Origin of the sequence: Streptomyces sp. NPDC051218, assembly GCF_044455475.1 — a bacterium.
In the GTDB taxonomy this organism is placed as follows: Bacteria; Actinomycetota; Actinomycetes; order Streptomycetales; family Streptomycetaceae; genus Streptomyces.
In genome coordinates, this window is the sequence record NZ_JBITEU010000005.1 from 176,652 (window position 1) to 199,734 (window position 23,083).

The following is a 23,083-nucleotide window of genomic DNA, read 5'->3' on the forward strand; positions in this document are numbered from 1 at the left end:
ACGAGCCGTGGCTTGTGGGGACAGCCGGCGTACGGAAGTTCTCTGCACGCCGGCCGCCCGGACAACATCAACGTATGACACCGCGTGCCAGTCGGCAAGACACTGAGTGCCATCAATTTTTGATGGATGATCGATCAGTGCAGGTCAGAGGGTGTGGCGGCATGACGAAGGGGGCGCTACCCGTGGGTAGCGCCCCCTCAAAAGCCCAGGACGAAAGGGCGGAAAACGGAATCTACGCCTCGCGCAGCGCCTTCTCGATCGTCCGCATGATCTCGTCCAGCGGTGCGTCCGTCCGGGCCACGGTGACCAGCACATCGCCCCCGGTGCTGACCGAGGCCGCCGGAGCGGTGGTGGTGTCACGGCCCGCCCCGATGCCCGAGCCGAAGGTCCTGCGGACGATGGCGAAGGCGTGGTCCAGTTGGGTCTCCACGTCGCCCTGGCCGCCCGCACGCAGCCACCGGCGCAGGACGTGGTTGTGCGCGGTCACCACCGCGGAGGCCGCCACCTCGGCGAGCAGCGGGTCGTCGTTGCCGTCGTGGTGCGCCTGCTCGTCGAAGTGGCCCAGGAGGTAGCGCGTGAAGAGCCGTTCGTAGCGGGCCACGGAGGCGATCTCCCGCTCGCGCAGCGTGGGCACCTCGCGGGTCAGGCGGTAGCGCTCGACGGACACGGCGGGCGAGGCCGCGTACATCTTCATGACTTCCTTGATGCCCCGGCACACCGTGTCGAGCGGGTGCTCGTGCGGCGGCGCCGCGTTCAGGACCGCCTCGGCACGGATCAACGTGTCGTCGTGGTCCGGGAAGATCGCCTCTTCCTTGGAGCGGAAGTGCCGGAAGAAGGTCCGGCGTGCGACACCGGCCTGCGCGGCGATCTCGTCGACCGTCGTCGCCTCGTACCCCTTGGACGCGAAGAGCTCCATCGCGGCCGCCGCCAGCTCCCGGCGCATCTTGAGGCGTTGGGCGGCGGCGCGGCTGCCGGCCGCGCTCTCCGGAGCGTCGGGCGTAGCGGGCGTACGTGAGGACTTGGCGGCCTTGGGCATGACCCGAACGTACTGCATATGCGCAGCCGAGTGCGCCTGTGGGACGGGGCCGCGCGACGGCGGGACGGGGCCGCCCGACGGTTCGAGCAGCCCGCCCCAGTCCGTGCGCGGTCTTCCGTCGGGCGCGCTCCCGTCCGCTTCCGGCCTACCGTCGGGCATATTCGCGGAAGCCGCGGCCGGTCTTGCGGCCGAGGCAGCCCGCGGCCACCAGGTGTTCGAGCAGGGGGGCGGGGGCCAGGCCCGGGTCGCGGAACTCGCGGTGCAGGACCTTCTCGATGGCGAGGGAGACGTCCAGGCCGACGACGTCCAGGAGCTCGAAGGGGCCCATGGGGTAGCCGCCGCCGAGCTTCATCGCGGCGTCGATGTCGTCGAGCGTCGCGTAGTGCTCCTGGACCATCTTGACCGCGTTGTTGAGGTAGGGGAACAGGAGCGCGTTCACGATGAAGCCCGCGCGGTCGCCGCAGTCCACCGGGTGCTTCTTGATGGTCGCGCAGACCTGGCGGACCGTCGCGTGCACGTCGTCGTCCGTGAGGACCGTGCGGACCACCTCGACCAGCTTCATCGCCGGTGCCGGGTTGAAGAAGTGCATGCCGATCACATCGCCCGGACGCGAGGTGGCACGGGCGCAGGCGACGACCGGCAGGGACGAGGTGGTGGTCGCCAGGATCGCCCCCGGCTTGCAGACCTTGTCGAACGCCGCGAACAGCTGCTGCTTGATCTCCAGGTCCTCGGCGACCGCCTCAAGGGCCAGGTCGACATCGGCGAACGCGTCGTACGTACCGGCCGGCGTGATCCGGTCCAGTGTCTTGGCCGCGGTCTCCGCCGTCATCCGCCCCTTGTCGACGGAGCGCGAAAGCGACTTGGCGATACGGGACTTGGCCTTCTCCGCCTTCTCCTCGCTGCGCGCGGCGAGCACCACGTCGTAGCCGGCCTTGGCGAAGACCTCGGCGATGCCGGACGCCATGGTCCCGGAGCCCGCGACACCGACCGAGCGGATGGTGCGCCCGCCGCCCTGTCGCCCGTCCTCCGGCGGGGTCAGCGCGTCCCGCACGACGACCGAACTGCCGGGCTGCTCGTACGAGTAGAAGCCGCGCCCCGACTTGCGTCCGGTCAGGCCCGCCTCGCTGAGCTGCTTGAGGATCGGGGCGGGCGCGTGCAGGCGGTCGTGGGACTCGGAGTACATCGCGTCCAGGACCGTGCGGGCGGTGTCGACGCCGATCAGGTCGAGCAGCGCGAGGGGGCCCATCGGCAGGCCGCAGCCAAGGCGCATCGCGGCGTCGATGTCCTCGCGCGAGGCGTACTTGGCCTCGTACATCGCCGCGGCCTGGTTGAGGTAGCCGAAGAGCAGGCCGTCGGCGACGAATCCGGGCCGGTCGCCGACCGCCACGGGCTCCTTGCCGAGCGCGTACGCGAGGTCGGTCACGGAGGCGACGGCCGCGGGCGCGGTCAGCACGGACGACACCACCTCGACGAGCTTCATCGCCGGGGCCGGGTTGAAGAAGTGCAGGCCGAGCACGCGCTCGGGGCGCTGCGACTCGGCGGCCAGGCGGGTCACGGACAGCGCGTTCGTGCCGGTCGCGATGATTGTCCCGGGGCGCACGACGCCGTCCAGCTCACGGATGATCTGCTGCTTGATCTCGTACGACTCCGGGGCGACCTCGATCACCAGATCGGCGTCGGCCGCTGCCTGCAGGTCGGTGAAGGTGCGGACCCGGGCGAGCGCGTCACGCCGCTCGTCCTCGGTGAGCTGCTCACGGCGCACGGCCCGCGCGGTGGACGACTCGATGGCGGCGACGGCCTGGGCGCCCGCTGCCTCGCTGATGTCGATGCCGATGACCTCGCGTCCAGCGCGGGCCAGGACCTCGGCGATGCCGGTGCCCATCGTGCCGAGACCGATCACGGCGACGGTGTTCAAGGGAGTGTCCATGCGTGGACTCCAGGAAGTGAGTGACGACTGAGGGGTGCACGCGGTGCGCGGCAACGGCGGCGCGGCGTACGGGAGGAGAGCTGCTGTGTGTCGTGACCGGGCGGCGAAGCGCGTACGCCCGTGAGGAGTCGACGGGCTCTGTCCCGGAGCCGCCGTACTGGGTGGAGCTGAGGTGCTCTGATCACCGAACCGACAAGCACTCGCTCGCATCGGCTGCGTCACCAGGCCGCTGCGAGTTCAGGTACTGCTGACGGGGAGTGTGCCCCGCTCACTTGAGATTAACCGGCGAGTAACGAGCGCGCCAGTCCCCAGGGTTTGTGATCTACATCGCGGATAAGCTCCCGTCATGGACGTGGAGTTGCGCACGGTGACGGAACGCTTACGCCGCGAGGCGGGAGTCTCGGAGAGTTACGAGAGGCTGGTCGCGACCGGCGATGTGGAGGAACTGGCGGAGGTGCTCGCCGCGGCGGGTCAGCCACTGTGGGCACGGGAGCTCGCGGCGGTCCGTCTCGGCGCCGCCGGGGACAGCCGGGCCTTCGAGTCCCTCGTCCTGCTCCTCAACCACCGTGATCCATCGCGCTGTGCGGCCGCCGCGTACGCCCTGGCCAGGCTGGGTGATCCCCGTACGGCACGGGCGGCAGCCGCCCTGGCCACCAATGAGCTGCGGGTCGCCTACGCCCTGCACCCCGTGCGTCTGCTCACCGAGCTGCGCGCGCCCGAGTCGGCGCCCGCCCTCATCACCACGCTGAAGCGCAGACTCGCCCCGCACGACCCCTACGGGAAGATCGCGCTGGCGTGCGTGGAGGGCCTCGGCGCACTGGGAGACCCACGGGCCCGCCCCGTCCTCACGGAGGCCTGCGGCTACCCACGTCTCGCGGCGGCGGCATCAGCGGCCCTGGCCCGGCTGCCGGGCTAGCGTCCTAGAGGACGGCGTACGCCTCGATCTCCATCAGGACCTGCGGCGATACCAGCGCGGAGACCTGGACCGCCGATGCGGCGGGGAGGCGGGCCGGGTCAAGGTACGTGTCCCGGGCGGCTCGTATGGCGGGCATGTACGCCATGTCCGTGACGTAGTACGTCAGCTTCACGACGTCCCGGAAGCTGCCGCCCGCGGCCACGAGGCAGTGCCACAGATTGTCGAACACCTGCCGTGCCTGCGCCGCCGGGTCGTCCTCGCCGACGAGCTGTCCCTCCTTGTCCAGGGGGAGTTGGCCGGCTATCGCCACGAAGCGGCCCGTGCCCATCACCACGTGCGTGTATTGGGTGGCGGGGAAGACGCCGTCGGGGGCGTTGATGTGGGTCAGTTGGCTCATCGCACCATCCTGGACCATGGGTTCAGAGCAGGGTGAGCTGCGTGCCGCCGGGTGGTGCGGGCTCGGGGGGCTCCGGGGTGGGGATGCGGCGGGTGGTGCTGGTGCGGGTGGGGCCGATGCCGAACTCCTCGGCCAGTTCGTGCACTTGGCGGGTGATCCGGCGCTGGTACCACTTGGGTGCGTAGGCGCCTTCCGCGTACAGCCGCTCGTAGCGCCGCACGAGATACGGGTGGTGCTGTTCCAGCCAGGCCATGAACCACTCGCGCGCTCCGGGCCGCAGATGCAGCACGAGCGGCGTCACGGACGTCGCCCCCGAGGAGGCGATGGCCCGCACGGTCGCCCGTAGCTGCTCGGGCCTGTCCCCGAGGAACGGGATCACCGGCGCCATCAGGACCCCGCACCCGATGCCGTGATCCGTCAGCGTCCGTACGACGTCGAGGCGTCGCTCCGGGGCGGGCGTACCCGGCTCCACGGTGCGCCACAGTTCCTGGTCGATGAAGCCCACCGAGACCGAGATGCCGACGTCCGTGACGTCGGCGGCCTGCCGCAGCAGGTCGAGGTCCCGCAGGATCAGCGTGCCCTTCGTGAGGATGGAGAAGGGGTTCGCGTGATCGCGCAGGGCGGCGATGATGCCGGGCATCAGGCCGTAGCGCCCCTCCGCCCGCTGATAGCAGTCGACGTTCGTGCCCATCGCGATGTGCTCGCCGTGCCAGCGGGGCGAGGCGAGGCGGCGGCGCAGCAGGTCGGGGGCGTTGACCTTGACCACGATCTGGCTGTCGAAGCCGAGCCCCGTGTCCAGGTCCAGATAGCTGTGGGTCTTGCGGGCGAAGCAGTACACGCACGCGTGCGTGCAGCCCCGGTACGGGTTCACCGTCCATTCGAAAGGCATGCGGGACGCCCCGGGCACCCGGTTCACGATCGTTCTTGCCCGGATCTCGTGGAAGGTGATCCCACGGAACTCAGGGGTGTCGAAGGTCCTCGTGGTGACCGCGTCCGCGCCGAACAGCGCGGCATCCGCGGCACCCCGTGAGGGCCCGTCGGCGAGGTTCTCCCAGCGCATGACGCCTCCTCGGTAGCACTGACCACAGAATAGAACATACGTTCCCTTGATCGTGCGACCCGGTGGCGGCCCGGTGGCGGCCCGGCCCCTCGGCGACCCCGATTTGGGGGCCCGGTACGCAGGGTGGTTGGCTTCCGGGGATCACCCTGAACAACCGAGTGCTGGAGGAAGTGCCATGGCGCAGGTCGAGGCGACCACGGAGCGGATCATCGCGGCGCAGCCGGAGGACGTCTTCGACGCGCTCGCCGACTACGAGGGCACGCGTCCGAAGATCCTCTCGGAGCACTTCAGCGAGTACGAGGTGCGTGAGGGCGGCGACGGCGAGGGGACGCTCGTCCACTGGAAGCTGCAGGCCACCAGCAAGCGCATCCGGGACTGCCTCCTCGAGGTGAGCGAGCCGACCGACGGGCAGCTCGTCGAGAAGGACCGCAACTCCTCCATGGTCACCACCTGGACCGTGACCCCGGCCGGGGAGGGCAAGGCGCGCGTGGTCGTCACCAGCGTCTGGAACGGCGCCGGCGGCATCGGCGGCTTCTTCGAGAAGACCTTTGCCCCCAAGGGGCTCGGGCGGATCTACGACGAGGTGCTCGGCAAGCTCGCCGCCGAGGTCCAGAAGTAGGACCACAGCTGACCGGCCCTCAACTCCGGTAGCCCATAAGGGTTGTTGTCACGCTCACCGTTTCGAGTGGTTTTCTGTTCGGGCCAGTTGTACGGCGTAGGGCTCCCACCGGCGCATACGTGTGCCGGACCCCGCGCAGGGGCGACTCGTCGCGCTTGCTCGCAGTTGTCGCGTAATGCGAGAAATGCGGCGCAGGCGCGACGAGGGGAGCAGGACGTGGGCGGCACGACGCTGGTGAAGGGCGCCGAGCAGGGGGACGTGGCGGCGGCGGTGGCGCCCCCGGGGATCGACGAGGCGCCACCACCTCAGGAGCATGTGTCGGCGACGGCGGGCCTCAGTCCCGGGCGCGTCCGCATGGTCTTCGTCGGACTCATGCTCGCCCTGCTGCTCGCCGCTCTCGAGCAGATGATCGTCGCCACCGCGCTCCCGAAGATCGTCGGAGAGCTGCACGGCCTGGACAAGATGTCCTGGGCGATCACCGCCTACCTGCTCACGTCCACCATCGGTCTGCCCATCTACGGCAAGCTCGGGGACCTCTTCGGGCGCAAGGGCGTCTTCCAGTTCGCGATCCTCATCTTCATCATCGGCTCCGCGCTCGCCGGTTGGTCGCGCACGATGGACCAGCTCATCGCCTTCCGCGCCATCCAGGGCATCGGCGCGGGCGGCCTCATGATCGGCGTACAGGCGATCATTGCGGACATCGTCCCGCCCCGGGAGCGCGGCCGGTACATGGGCCTGATCGGCGCCGCGTTCGGCCTCGCGTCGGTCGCGGGGCCCCTGCTCGGCGGGTTCTTCACCGACCACGTCACCTGGCGCTGGTGCTTCTACTTCAACGTCCCCTTCGGCCTGGTCACCTTCGCGGTCGTCAGCTTCGGCCTGAAGCTGCCCAAGCCCACCGCGAAGGCCCGACTCGACGTGCTCGGCGCGCTGTTACTCGCCTCCGCCTCCACCTGCCTTGTACTCCTGACCAGTTGGGGCGGCACCGAGCACGCCTGGGGTTCGCGCGTGATCCTGGGGCTCGCGGCCGGGGCCGTCGCCTCGGTCGTGCTCTTCGTCGTCGCCGAACACTTCGCCGCAGAACCGATCATCCCGCTGCGCCTGTTCCGCGATTCCGTCTTCAACATCACCGGCCTCGTGGGCGTGGTCGTCGGCATCGCCCTCTTCGGAGCGGCCAGTTACCTGCCGACCTTCCTCCAGATGGTGGACGGCGCGAGCGCCACCGAATCCGGCCTTCTCATGCTGCCGATGATGGGCGGCGTCGTCGGCGCCTCGATCCTCTCCGGCCAGCTCATCAGCCATACAGGGCGCTACAAGATCTACCCGGTCATCGGCGGCATCCTGTCCGTCATCGGCATGTGGCTGCTCTCGCGGCTCGAAGCCGACACGCCCCGGCTGCACTACAGCATCTGGATGGCCGTACTGGGCGCGGGCGTCGGCCTCGTCATGCCGGTGCTCGTCCTCGCCGTGCAGAACGCGGTGCGCCCCTCCGACCTCGGCACCGCCACCAGCGCCAACAACTACTTCCGGCAGATCGGCGGCAGCGTCGGCGCCGCGATCTTCGGCACGCTCTTCGCCGACCGGCTCGCGGACTCGCTCGCCGACCGCATCCCGGCCGGAGCCGGACTTCCCGACCCCGAGGCCATCACCCCGCAGCTCGTCCACGCCATGCCGCCCGCGCTGCGCGACGGCTACATCCAGGCGTACGCCGACGCGATGCCCCGGATCTTCCTCTACCTGGTGCCGGTGCTCGCCCTCGGCATGCTGATCACCTTCTTCCTCAAGGAGACTCCCCTGTTGTCCAGCGCAGCGTCCCAGGACGCCCCCACGGCCGAGCCCACGCCCATCCCCCAGGCCCGCACGTCGTACGCCGCGGGGGTGCCCGTCTGCGGCACCGTGCAGCATCCCGACGGCACCGTCGTGCCCCGCGCCGCACTGACCCTCATCGACGTCGGGGGCCGGCAGATCGGCCGCGGCGCGAGCGGCGATGACGGGCGGTACGCGCTGTCCACGCCGGGCTCGGGCTCGTTCGTCCTGATCGCCGCCGCGGGCGGCCACCAGCCGCAGGCCGTCACCGTCACCGTCGGCGAGCGCCCGGTGGAACTCGACGTGGTGCTCGGCGGCGCCGGACGCCTGGCCGGCAGCGTGGTCACCGCCGACGGCACACCGGTCAGGGACGCGGCGGTCACCCTCACCGACGTACGCGGAGAAGTCGTCGCCACCACCCGCAGCGGGCGCGAAGGCGGCTATGTGATCACGGAGTTGGTGGCCGGCGAGTACACCCTGGCCGCCAGCGCACCCGCCTTCCGGCCGGCGGCCCTGCCCGTCAGCGTGCAGGCCTCCCGCGAGACCCGGCAGGACGTCGAGCTCGCGGGCGGAGCCGTCCTGCGCGGCACCGTGCGGGCCAGCGGCGGGCGGCCCGTGGAGGACGCCCGCGTGACACTCCTGGACGCGGCGGGCAACGTCGTGGACACCCTCACGACCCGGGAGGACGGCACCTTCCGGTTCATCGACCTCTCGTCCGGCGAGTACACCGTCATCGCCGCGGGTTACCCGCCGGTGGCCACCGTGCTCCAGGTCGCGGGAGGGGGGCGCACGGAGCGGGATCTGCAGCTCGGCCACGAGGACTGACCGCCGGAGGCGCCCCGTGCGTCCCAATTCCCCTATTGCCCCGCACGGCAACCTGTGGCGGTCGTACGGTGGTTGGGGCGGCACAGGCCTTCGCGGTGCCGCCGGAAGGAGCGTTGGCCATGGAATACGGCACCCCGGACGGGCCGGTGGCGCAGCATGCCGTGGCCGGCCGGATCCCGCTCGCCGTGGTCGTGATCGACGGCGCGGGCCTCGTGTCGCACTGGAGCACCGGTGCGCGCAAGCTGTTCGGGTACGCCAAGGAGGCGGCCGTCGGAAGCCCGGCGGGCGATCTGCTTCCGGTGGCGGGCGCGATCCCCGAGGGCCACGCGGACTTCGGTGAGTACGACGGCCTCGGCCCCGACCTGGAAACCTCCCTCGACGGACGCATCTCCTACCCGGCCGCCGGGCGCGCACGGCTCTCCGTGCCCGGCGGCGAACACCACCGCGTGGACGTCCTGTGGTGGGCCTACCCCCTCGTCGGCCCCGGACCGGAGCGCCTGCTCGTGCTCGCGGCGGACGCCGACCGCCTCGCCGACGACGACCGTGAGCCGGGCCAGGTCGAGCGGATAGCGCCGGGGTTCGCCCTGCACACCGACTTCCCCGGAGCGGACGAACTGGCCGGCCGGCTGCCCGAGATCCTGCCCAGCATGAGCGTGGGCGAGAGTTCCCGCATCGTCGCGCAGATCCTCGAACTGGGCTATCCCGTCCTGGAGTACAGCAAGCACGACCGCGTGCCCGTCACCCCCGACTGGGGCGTGCCGCGCCGCGCCGAGCGCACAGCACGCAGGCTGCGCGCCCAGCGGGCCGCGGCCGAGGGCCTCACGCCCCGCCCCGTCGCCTCCGACGAGGCCGATGACCTCGAATACGCGGCGGTGCGCGAGCACCTGGAGTTCCTGAACGAGGTCAGCGGCCGCATCGGCTCCTCCCTCGACCTCTCCCGGACGATCGTCGAGGTCAGCCGGGCCGTCGTGCCGCGGTTCACGGACGTCGCGGGCACGTATCTGCGCGAACAGGTCGTCGCGGGCGAGGGCTTCCCCGAAGGGCCGCCGGACGAGACCACGATGTGGCACCGGGTCGCCCTGGAGCACACGGACGAGCCGGGCCGCTGGGACGACGTCGTACCCGTCGGCGAATCCATGCCCTTCCCGTCGCACACGCCGTTCTTCCAGTGCATGACCTCCGGTGATCCGGTGCTCGTGCCGCGCATCACCGAGGAGATGGGCAACGCGATCGCCTCGCAGTTCGAGAAGCGCGACATCCGCCCGCTCATCAACCACCGCTCGATGCTCGTCGTACCGCTGAAGGCCCGCAATGTGGTGCTCGGATTCATGATCCTGCTGCGCCACCGGGAGCGGCCCGTCTTCAACGACATGGACCGCGTCACCGGCGCCGAACTCGCCGCCCGCGCGGGCCTCGTGCTCGACAACGCCCGCATGTACACCTACCAGGAGAGCGTCGCCGACACCCTCCAGGACAGCATGCTGCCGCACATCGAGCCGCGCATGACGGGCTGCGACATCGCCACGCGCTATCTGCCGGGCACGCTCCTCGGCCGGGTCGGCGGCGACTGGTTCGACTCCGTGAAACTGCCCGGGTCGCGCACCGCCCTTGTCGTCGGCGACGTAATGGGCCACGGTCTCAACTCGGCTGCGATGATGGGTCAGTTGCGCACCGCCGTGCAGACCATGGCCGCCCTGGACCTGCCGCCCGCCCAGCTCCTGCGCAACCTCGACGACCTGGCACAGCGACTCGGCGAGCACTACCTCGCGACGTGCCTGTACGCGGTCTACGACCCCATCGCGAGCGAGCTGCACCTCGCCAACGCGGGCCACATCCCGCCCGTGCTCGTCCGCGCCGACGACGGCCGCAGCGAACTCCTCGACCTGCCCACCGGGGCACCCATCGGTGTGGGAGGCGTGCCCTTCGAGGCGGTCACCGTCCGCGTGGCGCCCGGCGACCGGCTCCTGATGTGCACCGACGGCCTCGTCGAGGTCCGCGGCGAGGACATCGGCGTCGGCCTCGCCACGCTCACCGAGTCCGCGGCCCACCCGGCCGCCTCCATGGACGCCGCCTGCGACGCCATCATCCGGGCCCTCAACACGCGCGGCGGCCGCAAGGACGACGTGGCGCTCCTGATGGCACGCCTGAACGGCGTCGCGGACGAGGACGTCGCGAGCTGGCGGCTCGCACTCGACCCGAGCGAGGTGAGCAGGGCGCGCGAGCTGGTCCGCGACCAGCTGGGCGCCTGGGCCCGGGACACCCTCGCCGAAACCGCCCAGCTCCTGGTCAGCGAACTTGTCACCAACGCCGTACGGCACTCGCGCGGCGGTCGCGTCGAACTCCGCCTCGTCCGCTCGGGGGCCACGCTGATCTGCGAGGTCGAGGACGACGACCACACCCTTCCCACGCTCCTGAACGCGGGCCCCGGCGACGAGTTCGGGCGCGGACTGCGGATCGTCACCGTGCTCGCCAAGGAGTGGGGCACCAGCCGTACGGCCTCCGGGAAGACCGTGTGGTTCGAACTGGGGCCACCGCGCAAGTGATTGATGGCGCCGGTGACTTGTCCATGCTCCCCGGCCGCGATAGACCGATCTTGCCGTCGGCTTCGGCGGTCGTCGTCGCACCCTGGGGAGCTGGGCATGAGCGTCACGAGTCGGTACAGGGAGGCCTGGGAAGGGTTCTGGCGGGAGGCTCCCGGCGAACCCGGGGCGGTCTTCTGGGACGCCGAACCCGCGCTCACCGTCGGCATCCACCTCGCCCTCTTCGAACCGCACCTGGTGGCTGCCGGCCTGCCCGTCGTCGACCTCGGCTGCGGCAACGGCACCCAGACCCGCTTCCTGGCCGACCGCTACCCACGCGTCCTGGGCGCCGACCTGTCCGCCGCCGCCCTGCGGCACGCACGGAACGCCGACCCGGCGGGACAGGCGGAGTTCCGGCAGGTCGACGCCGCGGAGAAGGCGGAGGCGGAGCAACTGCACGCGGAACTCGGCGACGTGAACGTCTATATGCGCGGTGTGCTCCACCAGTGCGATCCCGCCGACCGCCAGTCGCTCGTCGACGGCATCGCGGCGCTGGTCGGCGAGCGCGGCAGAGCGTTCGTCGTCGAGCTCGCCGAGGCCGCGGGGGCGGTCCTGAAAGGCCTCGCCCAGAGCGCCGAGGGCCCGCCGCCGAAGCTGGCTCCGGTGTTCGCGCACGGCATCGCGCCGGGTGAGGTCGCGGACGCCGCGGTGCCGCAGTACGTCGCCGCGGCGGGTCTCACGGTCCTCGCGAGTGGCGAACTCCCGCTCGCGACAACCGAGTTCACGGCGGCCGGCACGCGGATCGAGTTGCCGTCCAAGTGGCTGGTGGTGGGCCGCGCGGGGTGAACAGGGCCGCGCTGCTCGGGCTGGGCGGACCCGACGTGCCGTACCGCGTGCGCAACGGCACCCCGGCCGAGGGCGCCGATCTGGTGGCGGAGTGGCGGGTCCTGGAGCCCGCCTGGCGCACCTTCTTCGTCCCATCCGGGTCTTGAGCGTCCGGTCCAGCTGGGTGCGGAACTGGACGTACGAGCGGGGAGCCGACGGCAAGCTGCACAAGACGGAGACGTTCCGCTTCGGCCCCGCCGAGATGAAGGACCCCCTGCAAGCTCTGAGGGGTAACGGGCAGCGGGCCTGGCGGCTCCGTCCGCCGACGTGCCGGGGGCTCGCCGGCGTGTCAGGATCGCGGGCAGGGGCTCGTACGCCGATGGGGTCGCGCCATGCCGAGCGATGCAGCCAGCAGCCGAAGCCCGCGCCCGCGCTGGGCCGGCTGGGCCGACGGGCTGCCGCCGGCGTCGGGAGCCGTGGTCATGGCCACCGCCATACTCTCCGTCGGGCTGCACCTGCTCGGCGTGGAGTGGGCATCGCTGGCGCTGCTCGTGATCGCGGTGCTGGTCTGGGCGTTCCTCGCCACCGTCTTCGTCACGCATCTGCTGACCGAGCGGGACCGCTGGCTCCGCGAGACCGACACCGCGCCCGCCCTGACCGCCGTCGCCGCGACCGCCGTACTCGGCACCCGCCTGTCCCTGCTCGGCCACCAGCCGGTGTCCGTGGCGTTGCTCTGCCTCAGCGTGCTGCTCTGGCCCGTCCTGATGTCCCACGTCATCCGCCACTGGCAGAGCAAGGTGCCGGGCGCCGCCTATCTGGTGTGCGTGGCCACCCAGGCCATCGTCGTCCTCGCCGCCACCGTGGCCACCGCCGACCGGCAGGCATGGCTGATGTGGCCCGCCCTCGTCCTCTTCGCCATCGGCGTCGCCCTGTACGCGGTGGTGCTGCTGCGCTTCGACTTCCGCCAGCTCGCCACCGGCAGGGGCGACCAGTGGATCATCGCGGGCGCCATGGCCATCACCGCCCTCGCCGGATCGAAGCTGGTCGCCGCCGCCGTGCCGGACGGCGTTCTGCGCTGGGCCACCCCGGCCCACGACGCACTGCGCGTCATCACCCTCGTCGCGCTCGGCGTCGCCTTCGCGTGGTACGCGCTGCTCGTCGTCTGCGAACTGCGGTGGCCACGCCTCCACTACGACGTACGCCGCTGGGCCACGGTCTTCCCCCTCGGCATGACCGCCGTCGCCGCGCTGTCCACCGCCACGGCCACGGACGTTCCGGCGCTCTGGACTTGCGGAAAGGTGCTGCTCTGGGCAGCGCTCGCGGTCTGGGTCGTGGTGGCGGTCGCCGCGGTCCGCACGACGCACGACGCCACCGAGCCGCCCATCTCGGCCGGCGTCAGCCGGCCACGGTGACCCCCTTCAGCAGCCTCTGGCGACCGGCGCGCGACGCGGGTGTCGACGGATCTGGTCCAGGAGTTGACGAACGCGTAGCGTGAGGCCGCATGAAGATCCTGATCAGCGCAGACATGGAGGGGGCCACCGGCGTCACGTGGCCGGCCGACGTGCTGCCCGGTACGCCGCAGTGGGAGCGGTGCCGTTCGATGTTCACCTCGGACGTCAACGCCGCCGTGCTCGGCTTCTTCGACGGGGGCGCCGACGAGGTGCTCATCAACGAAGCGCACTGGACCATGCGCAACCTGCTCCTCGAGAACCTCGACGAGCGGGCCGAGATGCTCACCGGGCGGCACAAGTCCCTCTCCATGGTCGAAGGCGTCCAGCACGACGACGTGGACGGCATCGCCTTCATCGGCTACCACGCGGGCGCCGGCATGGAGGGCGTCCTCGCGCACACCTACCTCGCCAACTCGATCACCGGAGTGTGGGTCAACGGCGACCGGGCCAGCGAAGGGCTGCTGAACTCCCATGTCGTCGCCGAGTACGGGGTGCCCGTCGTCCTCGTCACCGGCGACGACCTGGCCTGTGAGGACGCTCTCGGCTATGCGCCCGGCGCGCTGAAGGTCGCCGTCAAGGACCACGTGTCGCGGTACGCGGCGGTCTGCCGCACCCCGCGGCGGACCGCGTCCGACATCCGGGCCGCGGCGAAGGAGGCGGCGCCGCTCGCGGTGCGGCACGAGCCGGTCCAGGGCGGACCCTTCACCGTAGAGCTCGAGTTCGATGCCGAGCACCTGTCGATGGCGTCCACCGTGGTGCCGGGCGTGCGGCGCACCGGCGAGCGGAAGATCGCATACACAAGCGAAACCATGTACGAGGGCATTCGTACGTTCAAGGCGGTCACGACGATCGCGTCGGCGGCCGTGGAGGAGCAGTATGGCTGAGGGGCAGGAACAGCCGGGGCATCGGGCCACCGGACACGTCGACGAGCAGGCGCTCGACGAGGTCGTCCGGTTCACCTCCGACCTCATCCGCATCGACACCACCAATCGGGGCGGCGGTGACTGCCACGAGCGGCCCGCCGCCGAGTACGCCGCCGAGTGCCTCGCCGGAGCCGGGCTCGAACCGAGGCTCCTGGAGCGGACACCGGGCCGCACGAACGTGGTCGCACGCATCGAGGGCACGGACCCCTCGGCGGACGCGCTCCTCGTGCACGGTCACCTGGACGTCGTGCCGGCCGAGGCCGCGGACTGGAGCGTGGACCCCTTCTCGGGGGAGGTCCGCGACGGCGTCGTATGGGGCCGTGGCGCCATCGACATGAAGAACATGGACGCGATGATCCTCTCCGTGGTGCGCGGCTGGGCGCGCGCGGGAGTGCGGCCCCGGCGGGACATCGTGATCGCGTTCACCGCCGACGAGGAGGCGAGCGCCGAGGACGGGTCCGGCTTCCTCGCCGATCAGCACGCGTCACTCTTCGAGGGGTGCACGGAAGGCATCAGCGAGTCGGGTGCCTTCACCTTCCACGACGGCCGCGGCAATCAGCTCTACCCCATCGCGGCGGGGGAGCGCGGCACCGGCTGGCTCAAGCTGACCGCGCGCGGCAAGGCGGGCCACGGCTCGAAGGTGAACCCCGAGAACGCCGTGAGCAAGCTGGCCGCCGCGATCTCCCGCATCGGGGAGCACCGCTGGCCGGTGCGGCTCACACCGACGGTCCGGGCCTCGCTGAACGAACTGGCCGCGCTGTACGGGGAACACGCCGACCTGGACGTGCCCGGATTCGACGTGGACGCGCTCCTGCTGAAGCTCGGCCGGGCCGCCGACCTGGTCGCGCCGACCGTCCGCAACAGCGCCAACCCGACGATGCTGCACGCCGGTTACAAGGTCAACGTGATCCCCGGGGAGGCCGTCGCCTACGTGGACGGCCGGTATCTGCCCGGTGGCGAGGAAGAGTTCGCCGCCACTCTTGACCGGCTCACCGGAGTGGACGTCGACTGGGAGTTCCACCACCGTGAGGTGGCGCTGCAGGCGCCGGTCCGCTCGTCGACGTACGCGAAGATGCGGGCGGCCGTCGAGGAGTTCGCACCCGAGGGGCGGGTCGTGCCGTACTGCATGTCCGGCGGCACGGACGCCAAGCAGTTCTCGCGACTCGGCATCACCGGCTACGGCTTCTCGCCGCTGAGGACACCGGAGGGCTTCGACTACCAAGCGCTCTTCCACGGAGTCGACGAGCGCGTTCCCGTCGACGCCCTGCACTTCGGAGTCCGTGTGCTCGACCGCTATCTGAGAACGGCCTAGGGAACACAACCGATCATGGGGGAAGAGAAGGACATGATGGAGACCCAGGCGTACGGATCATGGCCGTCGCCCATCGACGCGGTGCTCGCCGCGGCCCACGACGGCTCCCCGGCGCACGTGGGCTTCGTCGGGGACGAGGCATGGTGGACCGAGCCGAGGCCCGCAGAAGGCGGCAGGCGCGCCCTGGTGCGGCGGCGCCCGGACGGCACGGAGGAGTCCGTGCTGCCCGAGCCGTGGAACGTGCGCAACCGGGTCATGGAGTACGGGGGGCGTTCCTGGGCCGGGGCCGTCGGACCTGACGGGCCGCTCGTCGTGTTCGCCGACTTCGCGGACCAGCGCCTGTACGCGCATGCGCCCGACACTCCCCAAGCCGCGCCGCGCCCGCTGACCCCGCTCTCCGACGTGGGCGGCGGCCTGCGGTACATCGACCCGTGCGTGCACCTGGACCGGGGCGAGGTCTGGTGCGTCCTGGAGGAGTTCACGGGGGAGGGGCCGACCGACGTACGCAGAGTCGCCGTCGCCGTGCCGCTCGACGGCTCGGCGGCCGGTGACCGCGCGGCGGTGCGTGAACTCTCCGACGACCGGCACCGGTTCATCACCGGGCCGCGCCTCTCACCGGACGGTGCGCGCGTGGCGTGGATCGCCTGGGACCACCCCCGGATGCCGTGGGACGGCACGGAGCTGCTGGTCGCCGAGGTCCGTGCGAACGGCACGTTCGGCGCCCCGCGGGTCTTCGCGGGCGGCCCGGAGGAGTCGATCGCGCAGGTCGAGTGGGCCCCTGACGGGCGACTCCTCTTCGCGAGCGACCGCACGGGATGGTGGAACCTCTACCGCGGTGACGCGTCCGACGGCGGGAGTTTCTCGTCGGGAGTACCGCTCTGCCCGCGCGAGGAGGAGTTCGGCGGCCCTCTGTGGCAGGTCGGATCCAGCTGGTTCGCGCCCCTGGACAGCGGTCTCGTCGCCGTCGTGCACGGCAAGGGCGCCACCGCGCTCGGCGTACTCGACCCGGAGACCGGCGAGGTGGTCGACGCCGCCGGCCCGTGGACGGAGTGGGGTGCGGCCGTCGCCGTGAACGGCACCCGCGCCGTCGGAGTCGCGGCGAGCCCTCGCAGCGCGTACGAGGTCGTGGAGCTGGACACCAGCACCGGCCGGGCCCGCGTGATCGGCGCCGCGCACGACGACCCGGTGGACACCGCGTTCTACCCCGAGCCGCGCATCCGCACCTTCAGCGGCCCGGCGGGCCGCGAGATCCACGCGCACGTCTACCCCCCGCACCACCCGGCCCGCATGGCTCCCGACGAGGAACTCCCGCCGTACGTGGTGTGGGTGCACGGCGGGCCCACGGACCGCTCCCCTCTCGTGCTGGACCTGGAGATCGCCTACTTCACCTCGCGCGGCATCGGCGTCGCCGAGGTCAACTACGGCGGCTCGACCGGCTACGGCCGCGCGTACCGCAACCGCCTGCGCGAACAGTGGGGCATCGTCGACGTCGAGGACTGCGCCGCGGTCGCCCTGGCCCTGGCCGACGAGGGCACCGCCGACCGCGACCGTCTCGCGATCCGTGGCGGCAGCGCGGGCGGCTGGACCACGGCCGCCTCGCTGACCACGACGGACGTGTACGCCTGCGGCACGATCATCTACCCCGTGCTCGACCTCACCGAATGGGCCGCGGGCGGCACCCACGACTTCGAGTCGCGGTACCTGGACTCGCTGATCGGGCCGTTCGACGAGGTGCCCACGCGCTACGTGGAGCGTTCGCCCGCGGAACAAGCGGACCGGGTCACCGTGCCCTTCCTGCTGCTCCAGGGGCTCGACGACGTGATCTGTCCGCCCGAACAGGCCGAGCGTTTCGTCTCCGAACTGCAGGGGCGCGGTGTGCCGCACGCCTACATCGCCTTCGAGGGCGAGGGGCACGGGTTCCGCCGCGCGGACACGCTGATACGGGCCCTTGAGGCCGAACTCTCCCTGTACGCCCAGGTGTTCCGCCTGAAGCTGTCCGGTGCCGCGCCCACCTTGGAGCTCGCCAAGTGAAGTCCCTGACGCGTCCCGCGCGGCTCACCCCCGGTGCACGGGTCGCCGTCGTGGCGCCCAGCGGTCCCCTTCCGGAGGAGCGACTCCAGACGGGCCTCGACATCCTGCGCGGCTGGGACCTGGAACCGGTCGTCATGCCCCATGTCCTGTCCGTGGACGGGGAGTTCGGCTATCTCGCGGGCACGGACGCCGACCGTGCCCGCGACCTCCAGGAGGCGTGGTGCGACCCCTCCGTCTCCGCGGTGCTCTGCGCGCGCGGCGGCTATGGGGCCCTGCGGATGGTGGAATCGCTGGACTGGGCGGCGATGCGGGCGGCGGGCCCCAAGGTGTTCGTCGGCTACAGCGACATCACCACGCTGCACGAGGCGTTCGCGGCGCGGTTGGGCCTCGCGACGCTGCATGGTCCGATGGTGGCGGCCCTCGACTTTCTCAAGAGCGCCCGCGCGCAGGAGCACTTGAGGGCCACGCTCTTCGCGCCCGAGCAGGTCCAGGTGATCGCGTCGGGCGGGGCCGCGCTCGTGCCCGGCCGCGCGCGGGGCGTCACCCTCGGCGGCTGCCTCTCCCTGCTCGCTGCGGACGTCGGCGCCCCTGAGGTGCGTGCGTCGGCGCGGGGTGGGCTGCTGTTCCTGGAGGACACAGGCGAGGAGGCGTACCGCATCGACCGCTACGTCACGCAGCTGCTGCGCGCCGGGTGGCTGGAGGGGGTGCGCGGGGTGGCGCTCGGCTCGTGGGTGGACTGCGATCCGTACGACACGGTGCGGGCGCTGCTGCTCGACCGGCTCGGCGGCCTCGGGGTGCCCGTCGTCGAGGAGTTCGGGTTCGGGCACTGCGACGGGGCGCTGACGATTCCGTTCGGGGTGGCGGGTGAACTCGACGCGGGGGCAGGGACGTTGACGCTCGACGAACCCGCGCTGATGTGAGGCCGCGCTCCCGCGGTCAGCGCTGAATTTCCGTCAATTCCTGCCGAGAAACTCCTGTCACGAGCGTTGACCCGCACCTGACACGTGTCACAGCATGATCCTGGCCGGTTACTTACCGGTCGGTAGTCGGCTGTCGGCCGTCCTCAGCGTGGAGGTCTCGTGTCCCGTCGTACCGCACCCCGTCGTGCCCGCTCCCGCTCCCGCTCCCGCGCGCCGCTCGCCCTCGCCGTCGGCGCCGCGCTGGCCGCGCCCCTGGCCGTCGCGGTGCCCGCGCCCGCGAGTGCCACCGGTCAATTCACCGTGACCCCGCTGAAGTTCACGGTCGAGGCGGGCGGCAGGAACTGCACCGTCGACGCGGACCTCTACCGCCCCGCCGGAGTGGACGCCGCGCACCCCGCGCCCGCCGTCATGAGCACGAACGGCTTCGGCGGCAGCAAGTCGGACGGCGGGACGGCGGCCACCGGCAAGGCCTTCGCCGAGCGCGGCTATGTCGGACTCGTCTACTCCGGGCTCGGCTTCGGCAAGTCCGGCTGTCTGATCTCCCTCGACGACCCGAAGATCGACGGCAAGGCGGCATCCGGACTCGTCGACTTCCTCACGGGCAAGCGGGCGGCCGACGACGGCACGACGGTCGACTACGTCGCCAAGGATGCCGGGGCCGATCCACGCGTCGGCATGATCGGCGGCTCCTACGGCGGAGCGATCCAGCTGGCGACGGCCGCGGTGGACCACCGGGTCGACGCCCTCGTACCGATGATCACCTGGAACGACCTGGGTTACTCGCTCGACCCCAACAACGCGTCCGACCGCAGCGTGCCCGGCGCAGCCAAGTGGCAGTGGATGAACGGCTTCTACCTCATCGGCGAGGGGCAGCCGCTCCTCGAACCGAGCCTCGATCCCTCCCGCATCAACTCCCTCACCTGCCTGCACTTCGTCACCAAGGCCTGCGAGACGATCCGTACGCTCAACTCGGGCCGCTATCCCGCCGACAAGACCAAGGCCCTCCAGGAGTACGCGCGCAGCGTCTCGCCCGTCTCGTACCTGCCCCAGGTCAAGACGCCCACCCTGCTGATCCAGGGCCAGACCGACAGCCTCTTCAACCTCAACGAGGCGCAGGCGACGTACGAGACGCTCAAGGCGCAGGGCACCACGACGAAGATGATCTGGCAGTCCGGGGGCCACAGCGGCGGCCTGGCCGACGCGGCGTCCGGTGAACTCAACCTTTCCGAGGGCAACTTGGAGACCAGCTACGTCGGCAAGCGCGTCCTGTCGTGGTTCGACCGCTACCTCCGGCAGAACAAGGGTGCCGACACCGGCCCCGCCTTCGCCTACCACCAGGACTGGGTCCCGGCCGGCAGCGGACCGAACGGCTCCTACGCGACCGCGTCGAAGGTGCCCGCCCTCAGCCAGAAGCTGTATCTGTCGGGGGACGGCAAGCTCGTGGACGCCCGCAAGAAGGTCGCGCGCGGCAGCCGTGAGTACCGCAACTGGCTGATCCCCACCAGCCACTCCGAGAGTTCCCTCGCCGGTCTGATCGGCCTGCCCGACCCCGCACCGCGCGACACCAAGGGCACCTACCTCGACTGGACGACCCAGCCGCTGACCGCCGCCACGGACATGGTGGGCTCCGCGAAGGCCACCCTCAAGGTCGTCTCGCCGAGGACCGAGCGGGTGCAGAACTCCGGTGACGCGGCCGACAAGCTCGTCCTCTTCGCGAAGCTGTACGACGTCGCGCCCGACGGCAAGAAGACGCTGGTGCGCCGGCTGGTGGCGCCGGTGCGCGTGCCGGACGTGACGAAGCCGTTCACCGTGTCGCTGCCGGGGATCGTGCACCGGTACGAGGCGGGGCACAAGCTGCAGTTCGTGGTGGCGGCGAGCGACGACGCGTACGGGGGCAACAGGGGAGTGAAGCCGGTGACGGTCACCAGCGCCCCCGAGGACACCGGGGTGATCGAGCTGCCCGTGGTGGGCTGACCGGGCATCCGGGCTCACCCGTACGGCCCCCGCCCCCGCCCCCGGCGGGGCATCCACCGCGCGCAAACCGGTCCAGCTGCCCATGCTGGACCGGGGGAGGCCGGTCGAAGCTCCGAGGGAAGGTCCACGTATGAGTCCCAGCAGCTCCACGGGCGGCGCGCAGGGCGGCTCGGGCGGCCGCGGAGGCGTCATGACGCCCGGCAGGATCGCCGTCCTCGTGATCGCCGCCCTCACCCTGGTCTTCATCTTCGAGAACACCCGCCACACCAAGATCAGACTCCTGATCCCCGAGGTGCCGATGCCCCTGTGGGTGGCACTCCTCGGCACGGGCCTGATCGGCGCGCTGTGCGGGGCGTACTTCATGCGGCGACGGAAGTGAGGACGGGGCACGGGCCGGCCGGCGAGCGCTGGGCGCTGACCGCCGCGGAATAGCCGAACCGTGGGGCCGGCGCGTGTCTTTGCGTAATTCTGATCGCGATAGCCCCTGGTCGGGACGGCGTCGAGCGTGTTCCATGGTGATCGTGACGACCACCGTGCGACGTGACGTACTGACGCTGCCCGCGGCCCCGTTGGGCCCCGAGAATCCGCTGCCGCCGTTGCGGCCGCTCCGTGAGGTGCACACGCTGGACGAGCGCGGCAGAGAGGGGCTGCCGCGCGACATGGCGCGGCAGCTGGGGTATGCGCCGTTGCGCGGTGTCCTGCCGACGCGGGTGCTCGACGGGTACGGACGCGAGCGGACCGACACGGCGCTCGACAGCCTGGTCATCGAGAACGACCGGCTGCGCGCCACCGTCCTGCCGGGCTACGGCGGCCGTGTCCACTCCCTCTTCCACAAGCCGACCGGCCGTGAACTCCTCTACCGCAACCCGGTGTTGCAGCCCGCCGCCTTCGCGCTCAACGGCGCCTGGTTCTCCGGCGGCATCGAGTGGAACATCGGCGCCACCGGCCATACGACCCTGTCCTGCGCGCCCCTGCACGCCGCGCGCGTGACGGCGCCCGACGGCGGCGAGATGCTGCGCCTGTGGGAGTGGGAGCGGCTGCGGGACGTGCCGTTCCAGGTGGACCTGTGGCTGCCCGAAGGCTCCGACTTCCTCCACGTCGGCGTGCGGGTCCGCAACCCACACGAAAAGGCGGTGCCGGTCTATTGGTGGTCCAACATCGCAGTGCCCGAGGAGCACCGCGTCCTCGCCCCGGCCGAGGAGGCCTGGCACTTCGGCTACTCGGGCGTGCTGCGCAAGGTTCCGGTGCCGGAGACCGACGGGGTGGACCGGACCTATCCGCCGCGCAGCGAGTACGCCGCCGACTACTTCTACGACGTACCGGACCGCACGCGCCGGTGGATCGCCGCGCTCGACGACGACGGGCACGGCCTCGTCCAGACGTCGACCGACCTGCTGCGTGGCCGCAAGCTCTTCGTGTGGGGTTCGGGCGCGGGCGGCCGGCGCTGGCAGGAGTGGCTGACGGAGCCGGGCACCGGTGGGTACGCGGAGATCCAGGCGGGCCTGGCGCGGACCCAGCTGGAGCACGTACGCCTCGACGCGGAGGGCGAGTTCGCCTGGCTGGAGTCGTACGGGCCACTGTCGGCGGACCCGGCCTCGGTGCACGGTTCGGACTGGCGGGCCGCGCGCGAGGAGGTCCAGGTGCGGCTCGCGGACGCGCTGCCGCGCGGTGCCGTGGAGGAGGCGTACGACGCCTGGCGGCCGTGCGCGGACACCGAGCCCGGTGAGGTCCTGTCCACCGGGTCCGGGTGGGGCGCGCTCGAAGTCCTGCGTGCGGGCCACAAGTTGCCGGGCACGCCGTTCGCGGAGTCGACGCTCGGCCCCGAACAGGAGCCGTGGCTCGAGCTGTTGCACTCCGGCGCCGTCCCCGAGCCGCGCCGCGTGGCGCCGCCGGGGCCGACCCTGGTGGCCCGGCACTGGCGGGACATGCTGGAGACGGCGCCCGCGCGGCCGGTGGCCGAGTACCACCTGGGTGTGGCCCAGTGGCACGCGGGCGACCTGGCCCAGGCGGTGCGCAGCTGGGAGCGCGGCCTCGAACTCGCCCCGTCCCGCTGGCCGTTCCTCCGGTGTCTCGCGGTCGCCGATCAGGACGCGGGCCACTTCGAGCGCGCCGCCGACCGGTACGCGGAAGCCTTCGACGACCTGTGTCAGGAGCGGCGCGACGACGGTGTCCTGTGGACGTCCGCGGGCGCCGCCCTCGGCAGGGAGGCGATAGCCGTTCTGCTCGCGGCCGGGCGGACGGCGGTGGCGCGCGGAGTGTGGGAGCGCCTGCGTCCCGAGACGCGGGCCGAGGGCCGCTTCCGTCTGGTGGAAGTCCAACTGCTCGTCGCGGAGGGGGAGAAGACGCGGGCGCGGGCGATATTCGACGAGGGTTTCGAGGTGGCCGACCTGCGCGAAGGCGCCGAGATTCTCGGCGAGCTCTGGCACGCGGTGAGCGACGACCCGCTGCCGGCTCGGTACGACTACCGGATGCGGGCCGCTTCGGGGGAGTGAAGACCCCCGTGGGGGGCGGGGGCAGTCGCCCGCCCCCCACGCACACGTCCTGG

At 71.5% G+C, this 23,083-nt stretch carries 18 protein-coding genes; 14 read left to right on the forward strand and 4 right to left on the reverse strand.

The genetic code is table 11. The features are described from left to right. Positions 1 to 232: 232 nt before the first annotated feature. Positions 233 to 1,036 carry a TetR family transcriptional regulator gene (locus tag ACIBCK_RS17155; RefSeq protein WP_367046343.1) on the reverse strand — a complete coding sequence of 268 codons (804 nt, stop codon included), beginning with the start codon at positions 1,034 to 1,036 and terminating at the stop codon, positions 233 to 235. Between the two features lie 145 nt (positions 1,037 to 1,181). Then, positions 1,182 to 2,963, reverse strand: a complete 1,782-nt coding sequence (locus ACIBCK_RS17160; RefSeq protein ID WP_399390977.1) for a 3-hydroxyacyl-CoA dehydrogenase family protein — start codon at positions 2,961 to 2,963, stop codon at positions 1,182 to 1,184. 346 nt (positions 2,964 to 3,309) lie between these two features. Here ACIBCK_RS17160 and ACIBCK_RS17165 point away from each other — a divergent pair, with 346 nt between their 5' ends. After that, a complete protein-coding gene (locus tag ACIBCK_RS17165) occupies positions 3,310 to 3,879 on the forward strand; it encodes an adenylosuccinate lyase (RefSeq protein ID WP_399390979.1) in 570 nt (189 codons plus the stop codon). A 4-nt stretch (positions 3,880 to 3,883) separates the two neighbouring features. Here ACIBCK_RS17165 and ACIBCK_RS17170 read toward each other — a convergent pair whose 3' ends face one another. Both ACIBCK_RS17170 and ACIBCK_RS17175 read right to left on the reverse strand, forming a co-directional pair. Further along, positions 3,884 to 4,276, reverse strand: coding sequence for a RidA family protein (locus ACIBCK_RS17170; RefSeq protein WP_367046349.1), 393 nt, complete (start codon positions 4,274 to 4,276; stop codon positions 3,884 to 3,886). A 22-nt stretch (positions 4,277 to 4,298) separates the two neighbouring features. Beyond that, positions 4,299 to 5,336: an Rv2578c family radical SAM protein gene (locus ACIBCK_RS17175; RefSeq protein WP_399390981.1), complete on the reverse strand. Its 1,038-nt coding sequence runs from the start codon at positions 5,334 to 5,336 to the stop codon at positions 4,299 to 4,301. Positions 5,337 to 5,511: 175 nt separating this feature from the next. Between ACIBCK_RS17175 and ACIBCK_RS17180 the strand changes: the two genes are divergently transcribed. The 13 genes from ACIBCK_RS17180 to ACIBCK_RS17240 all read left to right on the forward strand — a co-directional run bounded on the left by ACIBCK_RS17180 (position 5,512) and on the right by ACIBCK_RS17240 (position 23,030). After that, on the forward strand, positions 5,512 to 5,955 hold the full coding sequence (locus ACIBCK_RS17180; protein WP_399390983.1) for an SRPBCC family protein: 444 nt from the start codon (positions 5,512 to 5,514) through the stop codon (positions 5,953 to 5,955). A gap of 216 nt (positions 5,956 to 6,171) precedes the next feature. Next, on the forward strand, positions 6,172 to 8,583 hold the full coding sequence (locus tag ACIBCK_RS17185) for an MFS transporter (RefSeq protein WP_399390985.1): 2,412 nt from the start codon (positions 6,172 to 6,174) through the stop codon (positions 8,581 to 8,583). Positions 8,584 to 8,702: 119 nt separating this feature from the next. Continuing rightward, positions 8,703 to 11,126, forward strand: coding sequence for a SpoIIE family protein phosphatase (locus ACIBCK_RS17190; protein ID WP_399390986.1), 2,424 nt, complete (start codon positions 8,703 to 8,705; stop codon positions 11,124 to 11,126). 96 nt (positions 11,127 to 11,222) lie between these two features. Next, complete coding sequence (locus tag ACIBCK_RS17195; protein ID WP_399390988.1) at positions 11,223 to 11,948, forward strand: class I SAM-dependent methyltransferase; 726 nt, start codon at positions 11,223 to 11,225, stop codon at positions 11,946 to 11,948. Next, entirely contained in the window at positions 11,945 to 12,094 is a 150-nt protein-coding gene (locus ACIBCK_RS17200; RefSeq protein WP_399390990.1) for a hypothetical protein, read from the forward strand. Before ACIBCK_RS17195 ends, ACIBCK_RS17200 begins: the two co-directional genes overlap by 4 nt. 225 nt (positions 12,095 to 12,319) lie before the next feature. Next, positions 12,320 to 13,339: a tellurite resistance/C4-dicarboxylate transporter family protein gene (locus ACIBCK_RS17205; protein ID WP_399390992.1), complete on the forward strand. Its 1,020-nt coding sequence runs from the start codon at positions 12,320 to 12,322 to the stop codon at positions 13,337 to 13,339. Between the two features lie 89 nt (positions 13,340 to 13,428). Then, on the forward strand, positions 13,429 to 14,262 hold the full coding sequence (locus ACIBCK_RS17210; RefSeq protein WP_367046361.1) for a M55 family metallopeptidase: 834 nt from the start codon (positions 13,429 to 13,431) through the stop codon (positions 14,260 to 14,262). After that, a complete protein-coding gene (locus ACIBCK_RS17215) occupies positions 14,255 to 15,613 on the forward strand; it encodes a M20/M25/M40 family metallo-hydrolase (RefSeq protein WP_399390994.1) in 1,359 nt (452 codons plus the stop codon). The genes ACIBCK_RS17210 and ACIBCK_RS17215 overlap by 8 nt, the downstream gene beginning before the upstream one ends. Positions 15,614 to 15,649: 36 nt before the next feature. Continuing rightward, complete coding sequence (locus ACIBCK_RS17220) at positions 15,650 to 17,644, forward strand: LpqB family beta-propeller domain-containing protein (protein WP_399391518.1); 1,995 nt, start codon at positions 15,650 to 15,652, stop codon at positions 17,642 to 17,644. Further along, positions 17,641 to 18,564, forward strand: coding sequence for an LD-carboxypeptidase (locus ACIBCK_RS17225; RefSeq protein WP_399390996.1), 924 nt, complete (start codon positions 17,641 to 17,643; stop codon positions 18,562 to 18,564). Before ACIBCK_RS17220 ends, ACIBCK_RS17225 begins: the two co-directional genes overlap by 4 nt. A gap of 240 nt (positions 18,565 to 18,804) precedes the next feature. Beyond that, positions 18,805 to 20,538, forward strand: a complete 1,734-nt coding sequence (locus tag ACIBCK_RS17230; protein WP_399391520.1) for an alpha/beta fold hydrolase — start codon at positions 18,805 to 18,807, stop codon at positions 20,536 to 20,538. 130 nt (positions 20,539 to 20,668) lie between these two features. Continuing rightward, positions 20,669 to 20,917, forward strand: coding sequence for a DUF1049 domain-containing protein (locus tag ACIBCK_RS17235; protein ID WP_399390998.1), 249 nt, complete (start codon positions 20,669 to 20,671; stop codon positions 20,915 to 20,917). Between the two features lie 133 nt (positions 20,918 to 21,050). After that, positions 21,051 to 23,030, forward strand: coding sequence for a DUF5107 domain-containing protein (locus ACIBCK_RS17240; RefSeq protein ID WP_399391000.1), 1,980 nt, complete (start codon positions 21,051 to 21,053; stop codon positions 23,028 to 23,030). Positions 23,031 to 23,083 lie beyond the last annotated feature (53 nt).

Excerpts from the sequence above, each read along its gene's own strand:
- ACIBCK_RS17205 (WP_399390992.1), top strand. The coding sequence starts at position 12,320 with ATGCCGAGCGATGCAGCCAGCAGCCGAAGCCCGCGCCCGCGCTGGGCC.
- ACIBCK_RS17155 (WP_367046343.1), bottom strand. The coding sequence starts at position 1,036 with ATGCCCAAGGCCGCCAAGTCCTCACGTACGCCCGCTACGCCCGACGCT.
- ACIBCK_RS17175 (WP_399390981.1), bottom strand. The coding sequence starts at position 5,336 with ATGCGCTGGGAGAACCTCGCCGACGGGCCCTCACGGGGTGCCGCGGAT.
- ACIBCK_RS17215 (WP_399390994.1), top strand. The coding sequence starts at position 14,255 with ATGGCTGAGGGGCAGGAACAGCCGGGGCATCGGGCCACCGGACACGTC.
- ACIBCK_RS17240 (WP_399391000.1), top strand. The coding sequence starts at position 21,051 with ATGGTGATCGTGACGACCACCGTGCGACGTGACGTACTGACGCTGCCC.
- ACIBCK_RS17235 (WP_399390998.1), top strand. The coding sequence starts at position 20,669 with ATGAGTCCCAGCAGCTCCACGGGCGGCGCGCAGGGCGGCTCGGGCGGC.
- ACIBCK_RS17195 (WP_399390988.1), top strand. The coding sequence starts at position 11,223 with ATGAGCGTCACGAGTCGGTACAGGGAGGCCTGGGAAGGGTTCTGGCGG.
- ACIBCK_RS17210 (WP_367046361.1), top strand. The coding sequence starts at position 13,429 with ATGAAGATCCTGATCAGCGCAGACATGGAGGGGGCCACCGGCGTCACG.
- ACIBCK_RS17160 (WP_399390977.1), bottom strand. The coding sequence starts at position 2,963 with ATGGACACTCCCTTGAACACCGTCGCCGTGATCGGTCTCGGCACGATG.
- ACIBCK_RS17170 (WP_367046349.1), bottom strand. The coding sequence starts at position 4,276 with ATGAGCCAACTGACCCACATCAACGCCCCCGACGGCGTCTTCCCCGCC.
- ACIBCK_RS17180 (WP_399390983.1), top strand. The coding sequence starts at position 5,512 with ATGGCGCAGGTCGAGGCGACCACGGAGCGGATCATCGCGGCGCAGCCG.
- ACIBCK_RS17190 (WP_399390986.1), top strand. The coding sequence starts at position 8,703 with ATGGAATACGGCACCCCGGACGGGCCGGTGGCGCAGCATGCCGTGGCC.
- ACIBCK_RS17165 (WP_399390979.1), top strand. The coding sequence starts at position 3,310 with ATGGACGTGGAGTTGCGCACGGTGACGGAACGCTTACGCCGCGAGGCG.
- ACIBCK_RS17220 (WP_399391518.1), top strand. The coding sequence starts at position 15,650 with ATGGAGACCCAGGCGTACGGATCATGGCCGTCGCCCATCGACGCGGTG.